Source organism: Oryzomicrobium sp. (assembly GCF_036820405.1).
Lineage (GTDB): Bacteria > Pseudomonadota > Gammaproteobacteria > Burkholderiales > Rhodocyclaceae > Oryzomicrobium.
This window is the reverse complement of the sequence record NZ_DAISLS010000003.1, coordinates 256285-277248: the sequence shown is the minus strand read 5'-3', so window position 1 is coordinate 277248 and position 20964 is coordinate 256285. Positions and strand designations below refer to the sequence as shown.

Here is a 20964-nt window from a genome sequence, read left to right as displayed (position 1 = left end):
AAGGCCGGTTCGACGAAACGGCGCTCAAGGCGCTGAACGTGGCGAGCCACCCGCGACCGATGAACGACCTATCGACGCCGGAGCGCGAAGCCCTGACCGGGTGGGGCGAAAACGCCCTGATGGTCAGCAACATCCCGGTGCGCGGCGGCACCATCACGGTCAGCGGCAAGGGCATCAAGCCGGGTCAGCGCGTATCCGCCCTGGGCCTGCCGGTTCCCCTGGATGGCGAAGGCCGCTTCGTGCTGCGCCAGATTCTGCCGGCCGGCCCCCACAGCGTCGAAGTGAACGTCACCGACGCCGAGGGCAAGTCGGCCCTGTTCCGGCGCAACCTGTCGATTCCCGACAACGACTGGTTCTACATTGCGGTAGGGGACCTGACCCTAGGCAACAACACGGTGCGGGGCCCGGCGGCGCTGGTGACCAACGACACCCAGCACTACCAGCAGGAAAGCTACGTTGATGGCCGGGGTGCCTTCTATTTGAAGGGCAAGGTCAAGGGCGACTGGCTGCTGACGGCGGCCGCCGATACCCGCGAACAGCCGCTGAAAGACCTGTTTTCCAACTTCTCGGCGAAGGACCCGCGCTACCTGCTGCGCAACATCGACCCGGACGCCTACTACCCGGTGTACGGGGACGACAGCACGACGGTGGACGACGCGCCGACCCAGGGCAAGTTCTACGTGCGGCTGGAGAAGGGCGATTCCCAGGTGATGTGGGGTAATTTCCAGACTCAGTGGAACGGGTCGGAATTGATCCAGTATTCCCGTGGCCTGTACGGTGCCCGCGCCCTGTACCGGGCCGAGGAAAGCACCTCGTTCGGCGAGCGGCGCAGCAACGTCGAGGCGTTTGCCGCCGACCCGGGCACCCTAGGGAGCCGCGACGAATTCCGTGGCACCGGCGGTTCGCTCTATTACATGCACCACCAGGACGTGACCCGGGGTTCGGAACGAGTGTGGGTGGAAGTGCGCGACAAGGATTCGGGCCTGGTGCTCGACCGCCGTTTGCTGACGCCGGCCCAGGACTACGAGATCAATTACTTGCAGGGCCGCATCATGTTGCGCGAGCCCCTGTCGTCCACCGCCGGTGCCAGCAGCCTGATCTATACCAGCGGCCTGTCCGGCAACCCGCTGTACCTGGTGACCACCTACGAATACGTGCCGGGCATCACCGCGGTGAGCAACCTGGCCACCGGCGTGCGGGCCAGTCACTGGGTGAACGACTACCTCAAGCTGGGCCTGACCGGCTACCACCAGGGCGAGAGCGGCAACGACCAGACCCTCAAGGGCGTGGACGTGACGGTGCGGGTGGCGGCGGGGACCACGGTGAAGGCCGAGGTGGCCCGTTCCTCGGGGCCGGGCAACACGACCATGAGTTCGGTGGATGGCGGCTTCGGCTTCAATGGCCAGAGCAGCAACACCACCCAGGACGCCACGGCCACCCGGGTGGAGGCCAACGTGGACCTGGCCGAGGTGAGCGACGGCGGCAAGGGCAAGGTCAGCGCCTACGTGCAGGACCGGCAGCGGGGCTTCTCCGGCCCGGGCCAGATCGCCCTCAACGGCGAGGCCATCCGCCAGGTCGGCGTGCGCGCTGCGGTGCCGGTGGGCGATGCCACCGAAATCCAGGTCAAGGCCGACGACCGCCGTGCCGACACCCAGGACTTCAGCAACGGCGAGGTCGGGGTGCGGCAGAAGATCAACGAGGAATGGGCCCTGGGCCTGGGGCTGCGCCACGACAACCGGACGACCCACATCGCCAATGCCAGTCCGATCCTGTCCCAGAACGGTGCCCGCACCGACGTGGTGGCCCGGGCCGAATACCGTCCCGACAAGGAAGGGGGCAAGCCCGGCGAGAAGGAAGACTGGTCGGCCTACGGCTTCATGCAAGGCACGGCGGCGCGCAGCGGCAACCGGGACGAAAACAACCGGGCGGGGTTGGGGGGCAGCTGGCGGGTGAACGACCGGGTCAAGCTCAACGCCGAAGCCTCCGAGGGCAGCATGGGGGCGGGCGGGTTGCTGGGCGCCGACTACCGCATCTCGGACCGCAGCAACGCCTACCTCAACTACCGGATGGAAACGGAAAGCCCGGACGTAACCTACCGGGGCCGTTACGGCAGCTGGATCAGCGGCAGCGACTACCGGGTGAGCGACGAGATGCGGGTGTTCGGCCAGACCCGCACGACCAGTGGCGCCGGTCCGCAAAGTCTGACCCAGGCATTCGGGGTGGACCTGGCGCCGAACGACCGGTGGAACTACGGGGCGAAGGTGGAGTTCGGCAAGATCAGCGACCCCCTGGCCGGCGACCTGGAACGTCGCGCCCTGGGGCTGTCCACCGGCTACAAGTTTGGCGGCATCAAGTACACGGGGGCCCTGGAGTTCCGCAGCGACGAAACCACCAGCAACACCAGCGGCGACAGCCGCCGCCATACCTGGCTGATGCGCAACACCTACGGCCAGCAGTTGGACAAGTCGTGGCGTCTGCTCGGCAAGCTCAATGTCTCGCGCAGCAGCAACAGCCAGGGGGCCTTCTACGACGGCAACTTCCACGAAATCGTGGTGGGCGCCGCCTACCGGCCGGTGGACAACGACCGCTGGAACACCCTGTTCAAGTACACCAACTTCTACAACATGCCCTCCGCCGGCCAGGTCACCGGCACCGGTACTGTGGCCGACTATGCCCAGAAGAGCCAGGTGCTGTCGGTGGACACCATCTGGGATGCCAAGCCCTGGCTGTCCCTGGGCTTCAAGTACGGCCTGCGCATCGGCGAGCTGCGGGCGAGCAAGACCGAGGGCGAATGGTTCTCCAGCCGTGCCGACCTGGTGGTGCTGCGCGCCGACTGGCACTGGATTCGGGAGTGGGACATCGTGACCGAGCTGCGCAACCTGCGGGCCAAGGAGGCCCAGGATGCGCGGGCGGGCGCCCTGGTGGCGGTGTACCGCCACGTGGGTCAGCACGTGAAGGTGGGGGCGGGCTACAACTTCACCACCTATTCGGACGACCTGACCAACCTGTCCTACCGCAGCCGCGGCTGGTTCCTCAACGTCCTCAGCACCATGTGAGCGAGATGTGGAGCCGCCTGGGGCGGTGCCGCCAAACGCACGAGGGCCGGTTTCCCGCAAGGGGCCGGCCCTCGTTGCGTTTGCTCTGGCGCCGGGGATCCCGGCGTCCGGGAGTGGTTATTCCCTATGAATTTTATTGTTTGAATATGGGGTAAATCTTATAAGGTCATTTAAGGTTCGAATATGACCAAAAAATTATGGTGCAAACCTTGTCAGATAAAGGAATAACGAAGTAACGCCGTAAATATGCGACAGTGAAAAAATTCCTTGCTTCGTTCTGACTAACGACTGACCGAGACGCGGGGAGAATGTTGAAAATCGACCGCTACACCGGCACAAGCGCCGGTTTTTTTATTTCATTCTATTGTTTTTAATGGGGAAATAAATTTACCGTGCACTGCACTAGCGATTGCCCCCGGGACGGAATGCCTGACTTTTGCCTGCCGGGAAGCGTGACATTGGCGTAAACGCAATGTTGCCGTGCCCCGGCGTTGTGCATTCCAGATTTGGTAAAAAATCACGAAAAATCGATATTAAAAGGCAAGTGCCAGCTTTTGACAGCTTAAGCCGGTTGTCAACCTTTAGCATGCGCGTCATCCCAAATTGCATTTTTGGTTTCGCTCATGCCGTCGCCCGTTCTTTCCACCGTACTGTCCCTCTTCCGGCCCCAGCCTGGTTCTGCCGGAGCCATCCTTAGTCGCCGCCCGGCCATCCTGGCGCGACGCCTGCTGACCGGGGGCGCCTTGTTCCTGGGCCTGACGGGGGCGGCGCTGGCAGGGGTGGACCTGAGCGTCTCGGCCTACACCTGGAGCCCGGACCCGGTGGTACGCGGCGGCACGTCGCTGTTCACCGTCGAGGTGACCAACAACGACATCACCGACGGGACCAGCAACCTGACCCTGACGGTGGAGCTGCCTGCCAACGTCGATTTCTCCACGATCACGCCGCCTGCCGGCTGCGCCTTCAATCTGGCCGCCACGCCCAAGCTCCTGACCTGTACCCAGGCCAACCTGGCCGCCCAGTCCAAGTGGACCACCCAGTTCAACGGCATCGGCTCGGCCGCCGGCGTCCAGTCCACCCGGGCGCTCATCGCCGCCAGCGGCAACGTGGACCCCAACCCGGACAACGACGACCTGACCAAGAACACCACGGTGATCAGCGGTGCCAACCTGGGGGTCGTCAAGACCGGCCCGGGCACCGCCACCGCCGGCGACACGGTGAACTTCTCCATCGTCGTCAGCAACACCAACGGCCCGGACCCGGCGACCCGCTTCCGCGTCACCGACAACCTGCCGGCCACCAGCGACTTCACCTACCAGAGCGCTAGCGGCTCCAATTGGTCGTGCAGCCGTGCCGGCCTGGTCGTGACCTGCGATTACACCGGTGCTCCCCTGGCTGTCGGCGTTTCCGCTCCGGCCATCACCATCACCGGCCGCATCATCACTTCCGCCGGCACCATCACTAACGGTGCCGTGGTGGCCAGCACCGATTCGTCGGTGGGCGATCCGGACCAGAGCAACAACGGTCCTTCCCTGGCGGTGGTGACGGTGAGCGCCGGCACCACCCTGGCCGCGGCCAAGACCATGGTGTCCGCCGCCACCGGCCAGACCACCTTCGCCACCGGCGAAACCGTTAACCTCAGCCTGTCGGTGACCAACCAGGGGCCGCAGAACGCCACCGGGGTGACCATCACCGACGTGGTGCCCGCCGGCTTCACCGCCATCGCCGCCGTCAACCCGGCCGCCCAGGGCAACTGCACCGTCACCGGCCAGACCATCCTGTGCACCGTGGGCGCCCTGGCCAACGGCGCCACCTCCTCCACGTATACGTTTACTGCCGTCGCCCCCCTCGTCGCCGGTAGCAGCAGCAACACCGCCACCGTCGGCCGGACCGGGCCGACCAACGGCAACAACATCGCCGCCACCGTCAATTACACGGTAGTGGCCCCGTTCGCTCACCTGACCCTGACCAAGAGCAAGGCGCCGACGCCGATCCAGGCCGGCCAGAACATCACCAACACCATCCGCGTCACCAACGCCAGTTCGTCCACCTCGGCGGCCACCGGCACCATCCGGGCCACCGATGCCCTCAGCCCCCACGAAACCTTCGTCTCTTATTCCGGCACCGGCTGGAGCTGCTCGGGCGTGGCAGTGGGCACCACCGGCACCGTGGTGTGCGACTACGCCGGGGCCAACCTGGCCCGGGGCGCCTCCCTGCCCGACCTGGTGATCGTCACTCTGGCCGAGGCGGGCTACCTGGGCAGCATTTCCAACACCGCGTGTACCGGCCAGACCGCCGGCTCGCCCCACCTGCCCTCGGACAACCTGTCCACCGGCAACTGCGCCACCAAGACTGTCACCGGCACCAACCGCAACGTGGACCTGGCCATCGTCAAGTCTGCCTCCACGCCGCTGTTGGCCAGTACGGACAACACCCTGTCCTACACCCTGGACATCGTGAACAACGGTCCGGACATGGTGCCCACGGTCAACGTCAGCGACGTGATCAACGCCTGGTACAACAGTTCGGCGGGTACCACCGGCGGCAGCGCCGTGATCGCCGGAGCCACCGCGGGCGAATCCTGCGCCTTCGGCAGCACGATCACCTGCACCCTGCTCAACCTGGACGTGGGGGCCGGCAACAAGCGCACCATCACCATCACCCTCAACCGCCCCCTCAAGGACGGGGCGGCCATCGGCAACACGGCCACCGTGTCCACCCCGGACGCCATCGACACCGTGCCGGGCAACAACTCCAGCTCGGTCAACGTGCAGATCGACCCGATCGCCGACGTGGCGGTGACCGCCATTGCCGGCAGCCCCAGCCCGGTCAAGGTCGGGGTGAACCTGGTCTACACCACCTCGATCAAGAACAACGGCCCAAGCACGGCGGCCAACGTGGTACTGCGCCACCGCCTGCGCCCGGCGGCCATGTCGCCGGCGCGGATGCAATTCGTGCCGGGCAGCGCCAGCATTTCCGGCACCTCCGCCAGCTGCAGCTACGTCACCTTCGCCGACGGCCTGTTCGCCGGCGACGAGGGCATCGAGTGCTCCGGCTTCGCCCTGACCAACAATGAATCCCGCCAGCTCACCTTCACGGTGATCCCGGCCTACTACGACCCCACCGGCTACCCGGACCCCCTCAACGGCAACTGCGCCCCGGACGGCAGCGGTAGCACCTGCGCCGACTTCGCCTCCGCCGCCACCATCACCACCACCACCGCCCAGAGCCGTACCGACAACGACAGCGGTGCCAACACGGTGAAGGTGACCACCAAGGCCATCGACCTGTCGGTCAGCGACAACGACACCGGTTTCGATCCGACGCCTTTCGGCGACTACATCGTCTACACGGTCACGGCCCAGAACAACGGCCCTTCCCAGGCCACCGGCTTCAAGCTGACCGTCACCCCGACGCCTCCGGCGGGCGCCACGCCCGACCCCTACACCATGACCTTCAGCACCGGCACGGGCTACGCCGTGCCGAGCGGTGCCACCTGCTCCCCCTCGGGCGGCGACGTGGTCTGCTACCTGGGCGCCAGCCAGGCGTCCAGCGTGCTCGCCGCCGGCACCAGCAAGATCTTCCAGCTGCGCTTCGACACCGGCCCCATCACCAACAAGCCGACGGGCAGCGTCACCTACAAGACCACCGCCAAGGTCGAGTCCTACGAGACCGGCGGTTCCGGCAGCGGCTTCTCCGGCGACAGCCTGCCGGGCAACAACGTGGTGTCCGAAACCACCACCGTGCTGCCCAAGACCGACCTCAAGGTCATCTCCAAGGCGGTCTCCAAGTCCCCGGTCAGCCTCAACGAACCGTTCAACTACACCGTCGTGGTGGGCAACCTCGGCCCCTCCGTGGCGCCCGGCGTGCGTGTCACCGACGCCCTGCCCAGCGGCCTGGCGGTCAACGGCACCATCACCGCCACCATCGGCAGCGGTAGCCTGACCACCAATACCTGCTCCACCTCGGGCACCGCCGCTTCCGGCGTTACCGTCAGCTGCGACCTGGGCCCCCTGCCGGTGGCCAGCAGCGATGCCGACGTCGCCGACCTGGTGACCATCACCATTCCGGTGAAGGCCGCCCGCGGCACCTACAAATCCGCCCACGGCTTCGACAGCGACCGGCCCAACACCGCCAGCATCGCCGTGCTGACGGTGGCCGGCGTGCCCGTGTCCTACGACCCGAATCCGGGCAACAACACCTCCAACGCGGTCAACGTCCGCATCCAGAAGTCGAGCATCGCCGGCTCGGTGTATGCCGACAACAACCAGAACAACGCCCTCGACGCCGGCGAGAAGATCGCCGCCGCCGTCACCTTCAGTCTCTACGGCAAGGACGCCTGGGGTAACGACATCGGCACCGCCGGCGCCCCCATCGTCGTCAGTTCCAGCGGCGGCGACTTCCTCTTCGACGAACTGCCGACGGCGGACGCCACCGGCTACACCGTGGTCGAGACCCAGCCGTCCGGCTACCACGACCGCTTCGAATTCCTCGGCACCTGGGCCGGCGCCGCCGCCGGCGACACCGGCGTCAAGCCCGCCGACACCTGCGACGGCGTGACCAACTGCGCCGCCAGCGCCGCGGCCAACACCATCGGCGCCATCAAGCTGCCCCTGAACACCGCCGCCACCGGCTACCTGTTCCAGGAATACCAGCAGGCCAAGGTGAGCGGCCACGTCTACAAAGACCTGAACAACGACGGCAACCGCAGCGGCGCCGGCGAGACCGACATCACCGGCATCCAGCTCAAGATCGCCGGCACCACCTACTGGGGTGCCGACCTGTGCACCTTCCTGGGCAGCGCCTGCACCCAGACCACCAACGGCTCGGGCTACACCTTCACCGTGCCGCCCAGCGACGGCACCGCCTACACCGTCAGCGAGCAGAGCCTGCCCGCCGGCCACTTCGACGGCAAGGACCAGAACGGCAGCGGCGTCGGCAACGTGATCGCTAACAGCGACAACCGCACCGCTCCCGAGGACATCGTGGTCGGCCCGGTCAAGCCCAACGACAACCTGACCGAGCGCAACTTCGGCGAACTGCCCTTCTCGTCGATTTCCGGCAGCGTCTTCGTCGATCCCAACACCAACGCCATCAAGGACGCCGGCGAAACCGGCGGGGTGCCCGGCATCACCATCACCCTGTCCGGCACCGACTACCTGGGCCGCAACATCTGCACCGTGCTCGGCTCGTGCACCTTCATGTCCGACCCCAGCGGCAACTACCAGATCACCGGCCTGCCTCCCGGCACCTATCAGCTGATCGAAACCCCGCCCACCGGCATGACCCACACCGGGGCCCAGGCGGGTAGCGCTGGCGGCACCGGCGGCGTCGGCAGCGGCGTCACCACCATCACAGGCATCACCCTCGGCGCCGGCGTGGACGCCACCAACTACAACTTCGGCGAGTTCGGCCAGGCCATCTCCGGCCGGGTCTACGTGGACCTCAACCGCAACGGCCGCTGGGATTCGGGCGAGCCCGGCATTCCCGGGGTGCAGATGACCCTGTCTGGCACCACTGCCGGCAACATCAACGTCTGCGCCGCCATCGCCCCCAGCCCCTGCACGGTGACCACCGCGGCGGACGGCGGCTACAGCTTCTCCGCCCTGCCGGCGAGCAACGGCACCGGCTACACCGTCACCGAGCAGAGCCAGACCACGGCCCCCCTCAACAATTACCAGGACGGTCCGGAAACCGTGGGCCAGGTCAATGGCACGGTCACCGGCAGCGCCGCGGTCAACGACCGCATCTCCGGCATCGTCATCGCCATCGGCCAGTCCGGCGTCGGCTACGACTTCGGCGAATGGGCCGGCAGCCTGTCCGGCCGGGTCTACCTGGACGCCAACGACAACGGCAGCTACGACGGCGGCGACTCGGGCCTGGCCGGGGTCCAGCTGACCCTGGCCGGCACCAGCCAGGCCGGCACGGCGGTGAGCCTGAGCGCCACCACCGCCGCCGATGGCACCTTCAGCTTCACCGGCGTGCCGGCGAGCAACGCCACCGGCTACACCCTGACCGAGACCCAGCCGGTCAACTACGCCGACCGCACCACCACCGCCGGTTCGGTGGGGGGCACGGTGAACAGCGGCACCGCCATTGCCGCCATCCGGCTCAACCCGGGCGTGGATGCTACCGGCTACCTGTTCGGCGAGAAGCTGGGCGGCCTGTCCGGCTATGTTTACTACGACGCCAACAACAACGGCGTGAAGGATGCGGGCGAAACCCCCATCGCCGGCGTCACCCTGACCCTGTCCGGCCTCACCGCCGCGGGCCAGAACGTCTGCGCCAGCGTCACCTGCACCGTCACCACCGGGGCCGACGGCAAGTACAGTTTTGCCAACCTGCCCAACGCCGGGGCGGCGGGCTACGCCGTCACCGAGACCCAGCCGGCGGCCTACGCCGACGGCAAGCAGAGCAAGGGCCTGATCGACGGCGCCGTGTGCGCGGCCTGCAACATCGCCACCGCCAACGTCATCGGCGCCATCCCCTTCAATGCCGCCTCGGCGTTCACCGAGTTCAACTTCGGCGAAGTCACCACCGGCTCCCTGTCCGGCCGCGTCTACCACGACGCCAACGACAACGGTGTCTATGACGCGGGCGAGGAACTGGCCGGGGTGCTGCTCACCCTGTCCGGCACCGACGACCAGGGCACCGCCGTGTCCCGCACCGCCACCACCGGCAGCGACGGTACCTACAGCTTCACCGCCGTCCGTCCCTCCAACGGGGCCGGCTACACCCTCAACGAGACCCAGCCCGCGGGCATCAACAACTACCCCGGGGCGACCGGCACCCAGGTCGGCACCCTCGGTGGTGCGGCCGTGGGCACCGCCGCCATGGACGTCATTTCCGCCATCGTCTTTCCCTCCGGCGGCAGCGGCATCAACTACAACTTCCGCGAGAACGCCTCCAGCATCGCCGGCTTCGTCTACCTGGACAACAACGACGACGGCGTGAAGGATGCGGGCGAAATCGGCCTGGCCGGCGTCACCGTCACCCTCACCGGCGGCAGCCTGCCCCCGGGCGGGCGTACCGTGGTGACCGGCGCCGACGGCAGCTACCGCTTCATCGGCCTGCCCGCCGGCGTCTACACCCTGACCGAGACCCAGCCCGACAGCTACCTGGACGGCAAGGAAACCGCCGGCAGCGTCGGCGGCACGGTCAACAACGGCAGCTTCGGCGCGGACCCCAGCCAGAACCGCATCAGCGCCATCTCGCTGCCCATGGGCGTGGCCGCCACCGGCTACCTGTTCGGCGAGCGGGGCGGGGTGCTGCTCGGCTTCGTCTATGCCGATGCCAACAACAACGGCGCCAAGGACCCGGGCGAGGACGGCATCCCCGGTATCCGCGTCGCCCTCTACGACAACGCCGCCACCCTCAACAGTGACGCCGCCTTCTGCAATCCGCCGGCCCGCTGCGCCACCACCGACGCCACTGGCGCCTTCCGCTTCGACGGCGTTCCCCCCGGCACCTACAAGCTGTGGGAAAACCAGAACGACGTGAACCTGATCGTCGACGCCGGCGGCAAGCCGCGCTACACCGACGGCAAGGAAACCGCCGGCGTGGCCGGGGGCACGGTCAACAACAGCTACTTCGGCAGCCAGGCCGCCTACAACTCCATCGGTTCCATCGCCATCACCCCCGACGTGCTGTCGGCCAACGCCGGCAACGTGGGCGGCTACCTGTTCGGCGAAGTGCCGCGCCAGTCCACCCCCGGGGTGCTCAAGCCGCCCATCGTCAGCGGCTACGTCTATTTCGACCGCGCCCACAACCGGGTCCGTCCCAGCGACGCCCTGGCCGACGACCGGGTCAAGGGCTGGGTGGTCACCCTGACCGCCGCCCGCAGCGACGGCACCAGTGAGGTGATCTGCCAGGTCAGCACCGACGACAAGGGCTTCTACCGCTTCGACAACCTGGTGTGCGGCGACAAGTACCCGAAGTGGGCCAACGGCCTGCCGACCACCGGCGCCTCCGCCGGCGGCGCGACGACCTACGGCACCTTCTCGATCGCCTTCGGCAGCCCGGGGGGCAACGGCTTCAACACCCGTCCCCAATCCGGCGGCGATGCCGGCGTCACCACCGCGGTGCCCGGCCAGATCACCAACATCTCCCTCAAGCCGGGGGACGAGGTGGCCGAGCAGAACCTGCCCCTGGACCCCTCCGGCGTGATCTACGACGCCGAGACCCGAACCCCCATCGCCGGGGCCACCATCGAGATCCTGGGCCCCTCCGGCGCCCCGGTGCCGCCGGCCTGCCTGAGCTCGGGCCAGAACCCGGTGACCACCGCCGCCAACGGCTACTACGAGTTCCTGCTGCTCAACGGCGGCGGTTGCCCGGGTTCGGGCACCTACCGGCTGCACATCGTCAGCGCTCCGGCCCGTTACAAGACCACCGCCTCGACCCTGGTGCCGGCCTGCCCGAGCACCCTGACGGTGGCGGCCCTGCCCAACCCGGCCGTGGTCCAGAACAACGCCAGCGCCCCGGCGCCGGCCACGCCCCTGGCCGCCGCCGTGCCCGGCGCCTGCCCGGCCGGTTCGGCGGGCCTGGCTGCCGGTTCCGGCTCCACCCAGTACTACTACAGCTTCGCCCTGGATTTCGCGGCGCCCTCGGGCAACGTGGTGAACAACCACATTCCCCTGGACCCGATGCAGTCCGGGGACCTGGTGGTGACCAAGACCACCCCCATGGTCAACGTCGCCAAGGGCGACCTGGTGCCCTACACCATCAGCGTGCGCAACAACCTGGCGGAGACCAAGGTGGTGGACGTGTGGGACCGCATGCCGCCGGGCTTCAAGTACCGCACCGGCTCCGCCACCCGGGAACTGCGCGGCAGCGCCCGCCAGCCCGCCGAACCGGCGGTGAACGGCCGCGACCTGACCTGGCGCAGCCAGACCCTGGGCGGCAACCAGACCTACGACTACCGCCTGGTGCTGATGATCGGCGCCGGCGTGGGCGAAGGCGAGTACGTGAACCAGGCCTGGGCCGTGGTCACCGGCAGCCCGATCACCTCCAACCTGGCCTCGGCCACGGTGCGCCTGATCCCGGACCCGACGTTCGACTGCTCGGACATCATCGGGAAGGTGTTCGACGACAAGAACGCCAACGGCTACCAGGATCAGGGCGAGCCGGGGATTCCGAACGTGCGCGTGGTGACGGCGCGGGGCCTGTTGGTGACGACGGATGCGGAAGGCCGGTTCCACGTGGCCTGCGCGGCGATCCCGCAAGCGGACCGTGGCAGCAACTTCGTGATGAAGCTGGACGAACGGACGCTGCCGTCGGGCTACCGGCTGACGACGGAGAACCCGCGGGACGTGCGGGTGACGCGCGGGAAGATGGTGAAGCTGAACTTCGGGGCGACGGTGCACAAGGTGGTGCGGCTGGAAGTGGACGGCCGGGCCTTCGTGGCCGGCGAGACGGCCCTGGCGCCCCAATGGGAGAAGAGCCTGTCCGGCCTGCTGACCCAGCTGCGCGAACGCCCCAGCGTGCTGCGCATCGCCTACCGCGTGGGCGATGAAGGCCGGAGCCTGGCGGTGGACCGCCTGTCCGAGCTGACCCGTCGCATCAAGGCCGGCTACGCCGACCTGACCGCCAAGGAAAAAGAGCAGGGCCGGGAGGTGCCCCCGCTCTTCATCGAAACGGAAACCCTCGGCAACGCCCAGGGGGGCCGGCAATGAAATCCCAGAAAATGAAGATCAAACGTTCCGTCGCCGCCACCCTGGCGGCCCTGTCCACCCTTTGCACCCTGGGCGGCGCCAGCGACGCCTGGGGCCAGGAAAGCACCAGCATCGACGAGCGCCGGCACAAGGCCGGGGGCGAATCGGCAAGCAGCGGCCCGCAATCCGCCTCCGCCAGCCTCGCCTACCCCCTGCCTGCCGGGATCACGCCGAATGACGTGCTGGCCATGCGCAGCGCCGCCGCCGGCCTGCCCCGGCGGGCCGCCGACGGCCAGGACACCCTGAGCGAAAGCGACCTCGGCGCCCTGTTCGAACCCGGCACGGCCAACCTCACCCCGGCGGCCCGGGAGGCCCTGGAGCGGCTGGCCCGGCGTTATGCCGGCAAGCCCGGCCTGCACTTGGCGGTGGCCGGGCACACGGACGGACGCGGCCTGTCCGCCCAGACCCGGCGCTTCTTCAAGGACAACCAGAGCATTTCCGAGGCCCGGGCCTTGGCCGCGGCCGATTTCCTGCGCCGCCAGCTGGGACTGCCGGTCGGCGACGTGGCCATGGCGGGCCGGGGCGAGGGCGAGCCGGTGGCGAGCAACGCCACGCCCGAAGGCATGGCGCGCAACCGCCGGGTGGTGGTGTCGGTCTGGTTCGATCCCCAGCCGGTGCGTGCCCCCCTGGCCCAACCGCAGCCCCAGCCCCTGCCCGCGCCGGCCGCGCCCGTGGTGCCGCTCCCGGCCGCAGGCATGGAAAACACCGCGGCGCCGGGCAAGCGCATCGACAACGGCCGGGTGGAAGTGCATCCGGTGCCGCCCCCCGGGGAAGTGCAGCCGGACGGCTTCGCCTACCCGCTGCCCTCCGGCGTGACCCTGGCGGAAGTCCGGGCCATGCGCGCGGCCGCCGCCGCCCTGCCGGCGCGCCGCGCCCAGCAGCAGGAAACCCTGAGCGAAAGCGGCGTCGGCGCCCTGTTCGAATCGGGCAAGGCCGACCTGCTGCCTGCGGCGCGGGCCAGCCTCACAGCCCTGGCCAAGAGCTACGCCGGCAAGCCCGGCCTGCGCCTATCGGTGGTGGGCCACACCGACAACCAGCGCATGTCCCTGCCGACCAAGCGCCTGTTCAACGACAACCAAGGCCTCTCCGAAGCCCGGGCCCTGGCCGTGGCCGACTACCTGCGCCGCGAGCTGAACCTGCCGGCACAAGCGGTGGCCATGGGCGGCAAAGGCGAAACCTCCCCGGTCGCCAGCAACGCCACACCCGAAGGCATGGCGCGCAACCGCCGGGTGGAAATCGCCATCTGGTACGAGGACGCGGCCCAGCAGGCCGCCACCCCGATGGCGGCGCCGGCCGAGCCTGCGGCCCCCTGCGCGCCGCAGACCGGCGACGCAGACCTGCCGTTCCGGATCACGGTGGACGGCGAAGACATGAGCGGCGCCCTGGTCAACGAAGCGGACCGCCAGCGCTGCACCGACGTAGCCCTGGAACGGGCCGACATCCAGGTGAAGTACGACGACCTGGCAGCCAAGCCCGGGCTGAACGTGTGGCCGGACAAGGACCTGGTGTTGCGCGGCACGGAAGCCAGCTTCCGCGGCTGGAGCAACTACCAGTTCTGGGTGAAGCGAGCCGAAGTGCGCCTCTTCCGCAAGGGCCAGCGTCCCGATAGCGCCCCTCTGGCGGTGATCCCCTTCGACTGGTCGAAAGGCGCCAAGTGGCCCGTGCCGGCCGAAGGCAACGACGAATACGCCTACCTGCTGCGGGTCTACGACGAGCAAGGCCGGTTCGACGAAACGGCGCTCAAGGCGCTGAACGTGGCGAGCCACCCGCGTCCGGTAAACGACCTGTCGACACCGGAGCGGGAAGCCATGACCGGCTGGGGCGAGAACGCCCTGATGGTCAGCAACATCCCGGTGCGTGGCGGCACCATCACCATCAGCGGCCGCCAGATCCAGCCCGGCCAGACGGTCAAGGCCATGGGCCTGCCCGCCCCGGTGGATGGCAACGGCCGCTTCGTGCTGCGCCAAATCCTCCCCTCCGGCCCCCATTCGGTGGATGTCCAGGTGGTGGAGGCCGACGGCCGCACCGCCAGCTTCCGGCGCAACCTCTACATCCCCGACAACGATTGGTTCTACATCGCGGTAGGCGACCTGACGCTGGGCAACAACACGGTGCGGGGCCCGGCGGCGCTGGTGACCAACGACACCCAGCACTACCAGCAGGAAAGCTACGTTGATGGCCGGGGTGCCTTCTATTTGAAGGGCAAGGTCAAGGGCGACTGGCTGCTGACGGCGGCCGCCGATACCCGCGAACAGCCGCTGAAAGACCTGTTTTCCAACTTCTCGGCGAAGGACCCGCGCTACCTGCTGCGCAACATCGACCCGGACGCCTATTACCCGGTGTACGGTGACGACAGCACGACGGTGGACGACGCGCCGACCCAGGGCAAGTTCTACGTGCGCTTGGAGAAGGGTGACTCCCAGGTGATGTGGGGTAACTTCCGCACCCAGTGGAACGGTTCCGAACTGATCCAGTATTCCCGCGGGCTCTACGGCGCCCGGGGCGTCTACCGCTCGGAAGAGGCCACCGGCTTCGGCGAACGGCGTAGCAACGTGGACGCCTTCGCCGCCGACCCGGGCACGGTCGGCACCCGGGACGAGTTCCGTGGCACCGGCGGTTCCCTCTACTACCTGCGCCACCAGGATCTGACCCGGGGTTCGGAACGGGTGTGGGTGGAAGTGCGCGACAAGGATTCGGGCCTGGTGATCGACCGCAAGCAGCTGACCCCGGCCCAGGACTACGAAATCAACTACCTGCAGGGCCGCATCATGCTGCGCGACCTGCTGCCCTCCACCGCCGGGGGCACCAGCCTGTTCTACACCAGCGGCCTGTCCGGCAACCCGCTGTACCTGGTGACCACCTACGAATACGTGCCGGGCATCACCGCGGTGAGCAACCTGGCCACCGGCGTGCAGGCCAACCACTGGGTGAACGACTACCTGCGCCTTGGCCTGACCAGCTACCACCAGGGCGAGAGCGGCAACGACCAGACCCTGAAGGGCGTGGACGTGACGGTGCGGGTGGCCCCGGGCACCCGGGTGAAGGCCGAGGTGGCCCGCTCCTCCGGCAGCGCCGGCGTCAGCACCACCTCCATCGACGGCGGTTTCGCCTTCGCCAACCAGAGCAGCGGCGCGGCCCGCGACGCCACGGCCAGCCGCGTGGAAGCGAGCGTGGACCTGGCCGAGGTGAGCGACGGCGGCAAGGGCAAGGTCAGCGCCTACGTGCAGGACCGGCAACGGGGCTTCTCCGGCCCGGGCCAGATCGCCCTCAACGGCGAGGCCGTGCGCCAGACCGGCGTGCGCGCCGCGGTGCCGGTGGGCGAGGCGGTGGAAGTCCAGGTCAAGGCCGACGACCGCAAGGCCGACACCCAGGACTACCGTAACGCCGAGGCCGCCGTGCGCGTCGCCGCCACCGACGAGTGGGGTGTCACCGTCGGCGCCCGCCAGGACGAACGCATCACCCGGGTGGCCAACGCCAGCCCCATCCTGTCCCAGAACGGCAACCGCACCGACCTGATCGCCAAGGTGGACTACCGCCCCAACAAGGAGGACGGCCAGCCCGGCGAGAAGGAAGACTGGTCAGCCTACGGCTTCATGCAGGGCACGGCGGCGCGCAGCGGCAACCGGGACGAAAACAACCGGGCGGGGTTGGGGGGCAGCTGGCGGGTGAACGACCGGGTCAAGCTCAACGCCGAAGCCTCCGAGGGCAGCATGGGGGCGGGCGGGTTGCTGGGCGCCGACTACCGCATCTCGGACCGCAGCAACGCCTACCTCAACTACCGGATGGAAACGGAAAGCCCGGACGTAACCTACCGGGGCCGTTACGGCAGCTGGATCAGCGGCAGCGACTACCGGGTGAGCGACGAGATGCGGGTGTTCGGCCAGACGCGGACGACCAGTGGCGCCGGTCCGCAAAGCCTGACCCAGGCGTTCGGGGTAGACCTGGCGCCGAACGACCGGTGGAACTACGGGGCGAAGGTGGAATTCGGCAAGATCAGCGACCCCCTGGCCGGCGACCTGGAACGCCGCGCCCTGGGGCTCAACGTAGGCTACAAGAATCAGGGCACCAAGTACGCCGGCGCCCTGGAATTCCGCTCCGACGATACCTCCCTCGGCGGCACCCGCCACACCTGGCTGATGCGCAACACCTTCGGCCAGCAACTGGACCGGGCCTGGCGCCTGCTCGGCAAGTTCAACATCTCGCGCAGCAGCAACAGCCAGGGGGCGTTCTACGACGGCGATTTCCACGAGATCGTGGCGGGCGCCGCCTACCGTCCGGTGGACAATGACCGCTGGAACACCCTGTTCAAGTACACCAACTTCTACAACCTGCCTTCCCCGGGCCAGGTGACCACCACCGGAACCACCGTGGATTACGCCCAGAAGAGCCAGGTGTTCTCGGTGGACACCATCTGGGACGTCCGTCCCTGGCTATCCCTGGGCCTCAAGTACGGCCTGCGCATCGGCGAGCTGAAGACCGGCAAGGTGGACGGTGAGTGGTATTCGAGCCGTGCCGACCTGGTGGTGCTGCGCGCCGACTGGCACTGGATCAGGGAGTGGGACATCGTGACCGAGCTGCGCAACCTGCGGGCCAAGGAAGCCGGGGACGCCCGGGCGGGCGCCCTGGTGGCGGTGTACCGCCACGTGGGCCAGCACGTGAAGGTGGGGGCGGGCTACAACTTCACCACCTATTCGGACGACCTGACCAACCTGTCCTACCGCAGCCGCGGCTGGTTCCTCAACGTCCTCAGCACCATGTGACCGTTCCGCCGCCATGGCGGCAAGACGGCGAGGCGGTGTCCGGCGGGCCGGCTCCTTCGGGACCGGCCCGTTGTCTTTGGACTTTTCCAGCACTGCCATCCGATGTGTCGTTTGCGGAGCGGGCGGTCAGGGGGCGGGTTACTCCTCAGCTTCCGCCGGGGCGGCGCAGGCGTCGAGTTCGGCCCGCTCCCGGGCGTCGAGCTGGGCCACCAGCCCGGTTTCCCAGGCCAGGTAGCGGCGTGCCGCCTCCCGGTTGCCGTCGTGGCGGTCATGCACGAAGAACAGGTAGTCGATGCAGTCTGCGTCGGCGGGCAGGGCCGGACTGGGGACCAGGGGATGGCCAGCGGCCTCCCAGGCGGCGGTGCCGCCGGCCAGCAGTTCCACCGTGGCGGCGCCCAGGCTGCGGGCTTCGTCTGCCGCCAGGGCGGCCACGGCCGGGTCGTCGGCCACCAGCACCAGGGCGCGGCCGGCCAGGGGCAGGGCGGCGAGGCGCGGCCGGATCGTCCACAGCGAGCCGGGAATGCGCCCCCGGCGGTGGGCCATGCTCGGGCGCAGGTCGAGGAGCAGGGCGCCCCGGTCGAGACGCTCCTGCACCGCCGGCGGTGCGATGGTGGGGAGGGCCGGTGGATCGGCAACGGGCGGGGCGACGGGCGTGAAGCCCGGGGCGGCGAGCCCGCCCCCGGCCGTGGCTTCCACCCCTGCCAGCACCCAGGCCTCGAAGCCCAGGCGGGCCAGCCAGGCGGCCACCACCGGGGCGCGGATGCCGTCGTCGTCGAACAGCACCAGCCGGGCGCGGCGCACTCCCACGTACTGGTCGGTGGCCTGGATGAGCTGGCCGCCAGGGGCGGACTGGGCGCCGGGCAGGGTGCCGGCGGCGAATTCTTCGGGGCTGCGCACGTCGCACAAGAAGGTGCTGCGCCCGGGGTCGGCGAGCAGGGCGGCGGCCCGGGGGCCGTCGAGGCGGCCCACGCCCCAGCGCCGCGCCAGGCGGCGGGCCTGGTGGCGGCGGGCCTCCGGGTCGGCCGGGTGGGCGTCGTCCGGGTAGCGCCGGGCGCTGCCGTGCTCCAGGGCCCGCTCGGCCAGCACCCAGCCCTGGGTGCCGTTCTCCAGGGCGTACACCGGGTTGGGCAGGCCCAGGTCGATCAGGGTCTGGGCGCCGATCAGGCTGCGGGTGCGGCCGGCGCAGTTGACCACGATGGTGGTGTCCGGCCGGGGGGCCAGGGCGTCGATGCGCAGGGCTAGCTCGCCGTTGGGGCAACACACCGCCCCGGGGATGTTCATCTTGCGGTATTCGGCGAAGGGGCGGCCGTCCACCACCACCAGGTCGCGGCCTTCGGCCTGCCAGGCGGCGAGCCGGTCCGGGGTGACGCGGGGCGTGTGGCAGCGGTGCTCGACAAGCTCGCCGAAGGTCTTGGAGGGCACGTTCACCCCGGCGAACAGGGCGAAGCCGGCGGCGGCCCAGGCGGCGGTGCCGCCGGCGAGCACCTGGGGCCGGTAGCCCAGGGCGGCCAGGCGGGCCGCCGCCCGGTCGGCCACGCTGCCAGTTCCTCCGCTACCGCTGCTGCTGTCGTCGCACAGGACCAGGCGCACCCGGCGGTTGGGCAGCAGGCGCGGGGCGTCCAGTTCCAGCCGGCTGTAGGGCAGGGGCACGGCGTGGAGCAGGTGGGATTCGCCGAATTGGCCGGCTTCGCGCACATCGCACAGGGCGAGCTCGGCGCCGTCGTGGAGCCAGTCCTTGAGGGTGGCGGGGGCGATGCGAGGGGCGGTCATGGGCGATGCGCTGCGGCGGCGTCAGCGCCGGGTGGCGACGCCGATGGCCATGGACTGGCAGGTGCCGGCATCCACGTCGAAAACGGTGCGCCCGGTCAGGGTTTCCAGGGCACGGCCGTACATGTGCAGGTGGCGGATCACCTGGTCGCCGCGAATTTGCACGGCGTGGATGTCGTCGGGCATCAAGGCGATGCCGTTGCCCGGGCCCACCACCACGGTTTCGCGCAGGCGCAGCTCGGCCCGGCCCGGCACCGCGCCGTCGTCCAGCCGGTCGTACACCTCGTTGTGCTCCTCGCCCGCGACGGCGGCGACGCAGGCCCAGGTGGTGTGGTCGTGGGGCGGGATGCGCTTGCCCGGGCGCATCACGTTCAGGTACAGGGCGAAGCTGCGGTCCGCCTCTTCGTGGATGAAGTAGCGGGCCTGGCGCTCCCCCTCCTCGGGCGGGGCGAACTCGGCACCGCTCCACCACTCGGACCGGGCGGCCAGGGCCTTCACCTCGTCCAGGATGGCGGCCAGGGCGGCCCGGTCGAAGGGCTGGCGGGCGGCCAGGCGCTGCATGGCGGCGATGGCCTGGGCCACGGCGTGGCGGCGTTCGTCGGCGAGGGACATGGGCGATCCTTGAAAAAAATTAATATATCGGGACGGCAAAAAGTTTAAGGTCCGCGCCAGTCGTGGGGCAATTGAATTATCCTGTCGGGAAACATGAAGGAAATTAATATATGAAGACCTTGGATCTGGCCCTGCTGCGCACCTTGCAGACCGTGGTGGACCACGGCGGTTTCGCCGCCGCCGCCGTCCGGCTGCACAAGACCCAATCCGCCGTCACCCACCAGATGCACCGGCTGGAGGCGGAACTGGGCTTCCCCCTGTTCGAGAAATCCGGCCGGAGCCGGCGCCTCACCGCCCAGGGCACCCGGCTGCTCGGCTACGCCCGGCGCCTGCTGGCCCTCAACGACCAGACCCTGCACGCCCTGGCCGGGGCGGGGGAGGGGGCCACCCTACGCATCGGCGCGCCCCATGACGTGGCCGACACCCTGCTGCCCGGGCTGCTCGCCGGCTTCGCCAAGGCCTATCCCCAGGTGCAGATCCAGATCCACGTCGGGCGCAGCCCCTTCCTCATGGACGACCTGCGCCGCGGCGACCTGGACATGACCCTGTCCACCCGCCTCGACCCGACCCTGCCCGGCCTGACCCTGCGCACCTCGCCCACGGTCTGGCTGTGCGCCGAGGAATTCTCCTACCGGCGCGGCGACCCCCTGCCCCTGATCCTGGCCGACGAGCCGAGCATCTTCCGCCAGCTCGCCTTGCAGACCCTGGAGGCCCAGCCCGCCGACGCCGCCGTGCCCTGGCGCATCAGCTACGAATCCCCCACCCTGATCGGCATCAAGGCCGCCCTGCGCGCCGGCTTGGGGGTCACCGCCCGCAGCATCGACCTGCTCGACCCCACCCTGCGCGTGCTCGGCCCTGTCGAGGGGCTGCCCCGGCTGCCGGACGTGGCCTACCACCTCTACCTGCGCGGCGACGGCGGCCACCCCATCGCCCGCCGCCTGTTCCTCGACCTGGCCGCCGGCGGCGTTCCCTTCGGCCCGCCGGTGGACGACGGCCCGGCGGAGTGACCGGTCCCGCCGGTCGCCAACCGCCCCCGCCAACCCTGCGGACGCCCCGCCC

General features: G+C 69.1%; 6 protein-coding genes. 4 read left to right on the top strand and 2 right to left on the bottom strand.

Annotation, left to right across the window (positions count from 1 at the left end; translation table 11 throughout):
- The 3 genes from V7Z98_RS04270 to V7Z98_RS04260 all read left to right on the top strand — a co-directional run.
- A partial coding sequence (locus V7Z98_RS04270; protein ID WP_334157112.1) for a hypothetical protein occupies nt 1–3056 on the top strand: 3056 nt, incomplete at its 5' end.
- Between the two features lie 623 nt (nt 3057–3679).
- Nucleotides 3680–12727, top strand: coding sequence for an SdrD B-like domain-containing protein (locus V7Z98_RS04265; RefSeq protein ID WP_334157111.1), 9048 nt, complete (start codon nt 3680–3682; stop codon nt 12725–12727).
- Nucleotides 12728–12738: 11 nt separating this feature from the next.
- Nucleotides 12739–17526, top strand: coding sequence for an OmpA family protein (locus V7Z98_RS04260; protein ID WP_334157110.1), 4788 nt, complete (start codon nt 12739–12741; stop codon nt 17524–17526).
- 138 nt (nt 17527–17664) lie between these two features.
- Here the strand turns inward: V7Z98_RS04260 and V7Z98_RS04255 are convergent, their stop codons facing one another.
- Both V7Z98_RS04255 and V7Z98_RS04250 read right to left on the bottom strand, forming a co-directional pair.
- Nucleotides 17665–19296 carry a rhodanese-like domain-containing protein gene (locus V7Z98_RS04255; RefSeq protein WP_334157109.1) on the bottom strand — a complete coding sequence of 544 codons (1632 nt, stop codon included), beginning with the start codon at nt 19294–19296 and terminating at the stop codon, nt 17665–17667.
- 21 nt (nt 19297–19317) lie between these two features.
- Nucleotides 19318–19905, bottom strand: a complete 588-nt coding sequence (locus V7Z98_RS04250) for a cysteine dioxygenase family protein (protein WP_334157108.1) — start codon at nt 19903–19905, stop codon at nt 19318–19320.
- Between the two features lie 110 nt (nt 19906–20015).
- Here V7Z98_RS04250 and V7Z98_RS04245 point away from each other — a divergent pair, with 110 nt between their 5' ends.
- On the top strand, nt 20016–20912 hold the full coding sequence (locus tag V7Z98_RS04245) for a LysR substrate-binding domain-containing protein (protein WP_334157107.1): 897 nt from the start codon (nt 20016–20018) through the stop codon (nt 20910–20912).
- The last annotated feature ends 52 nt before the right edge of the window (nt 20913–20964 follow it).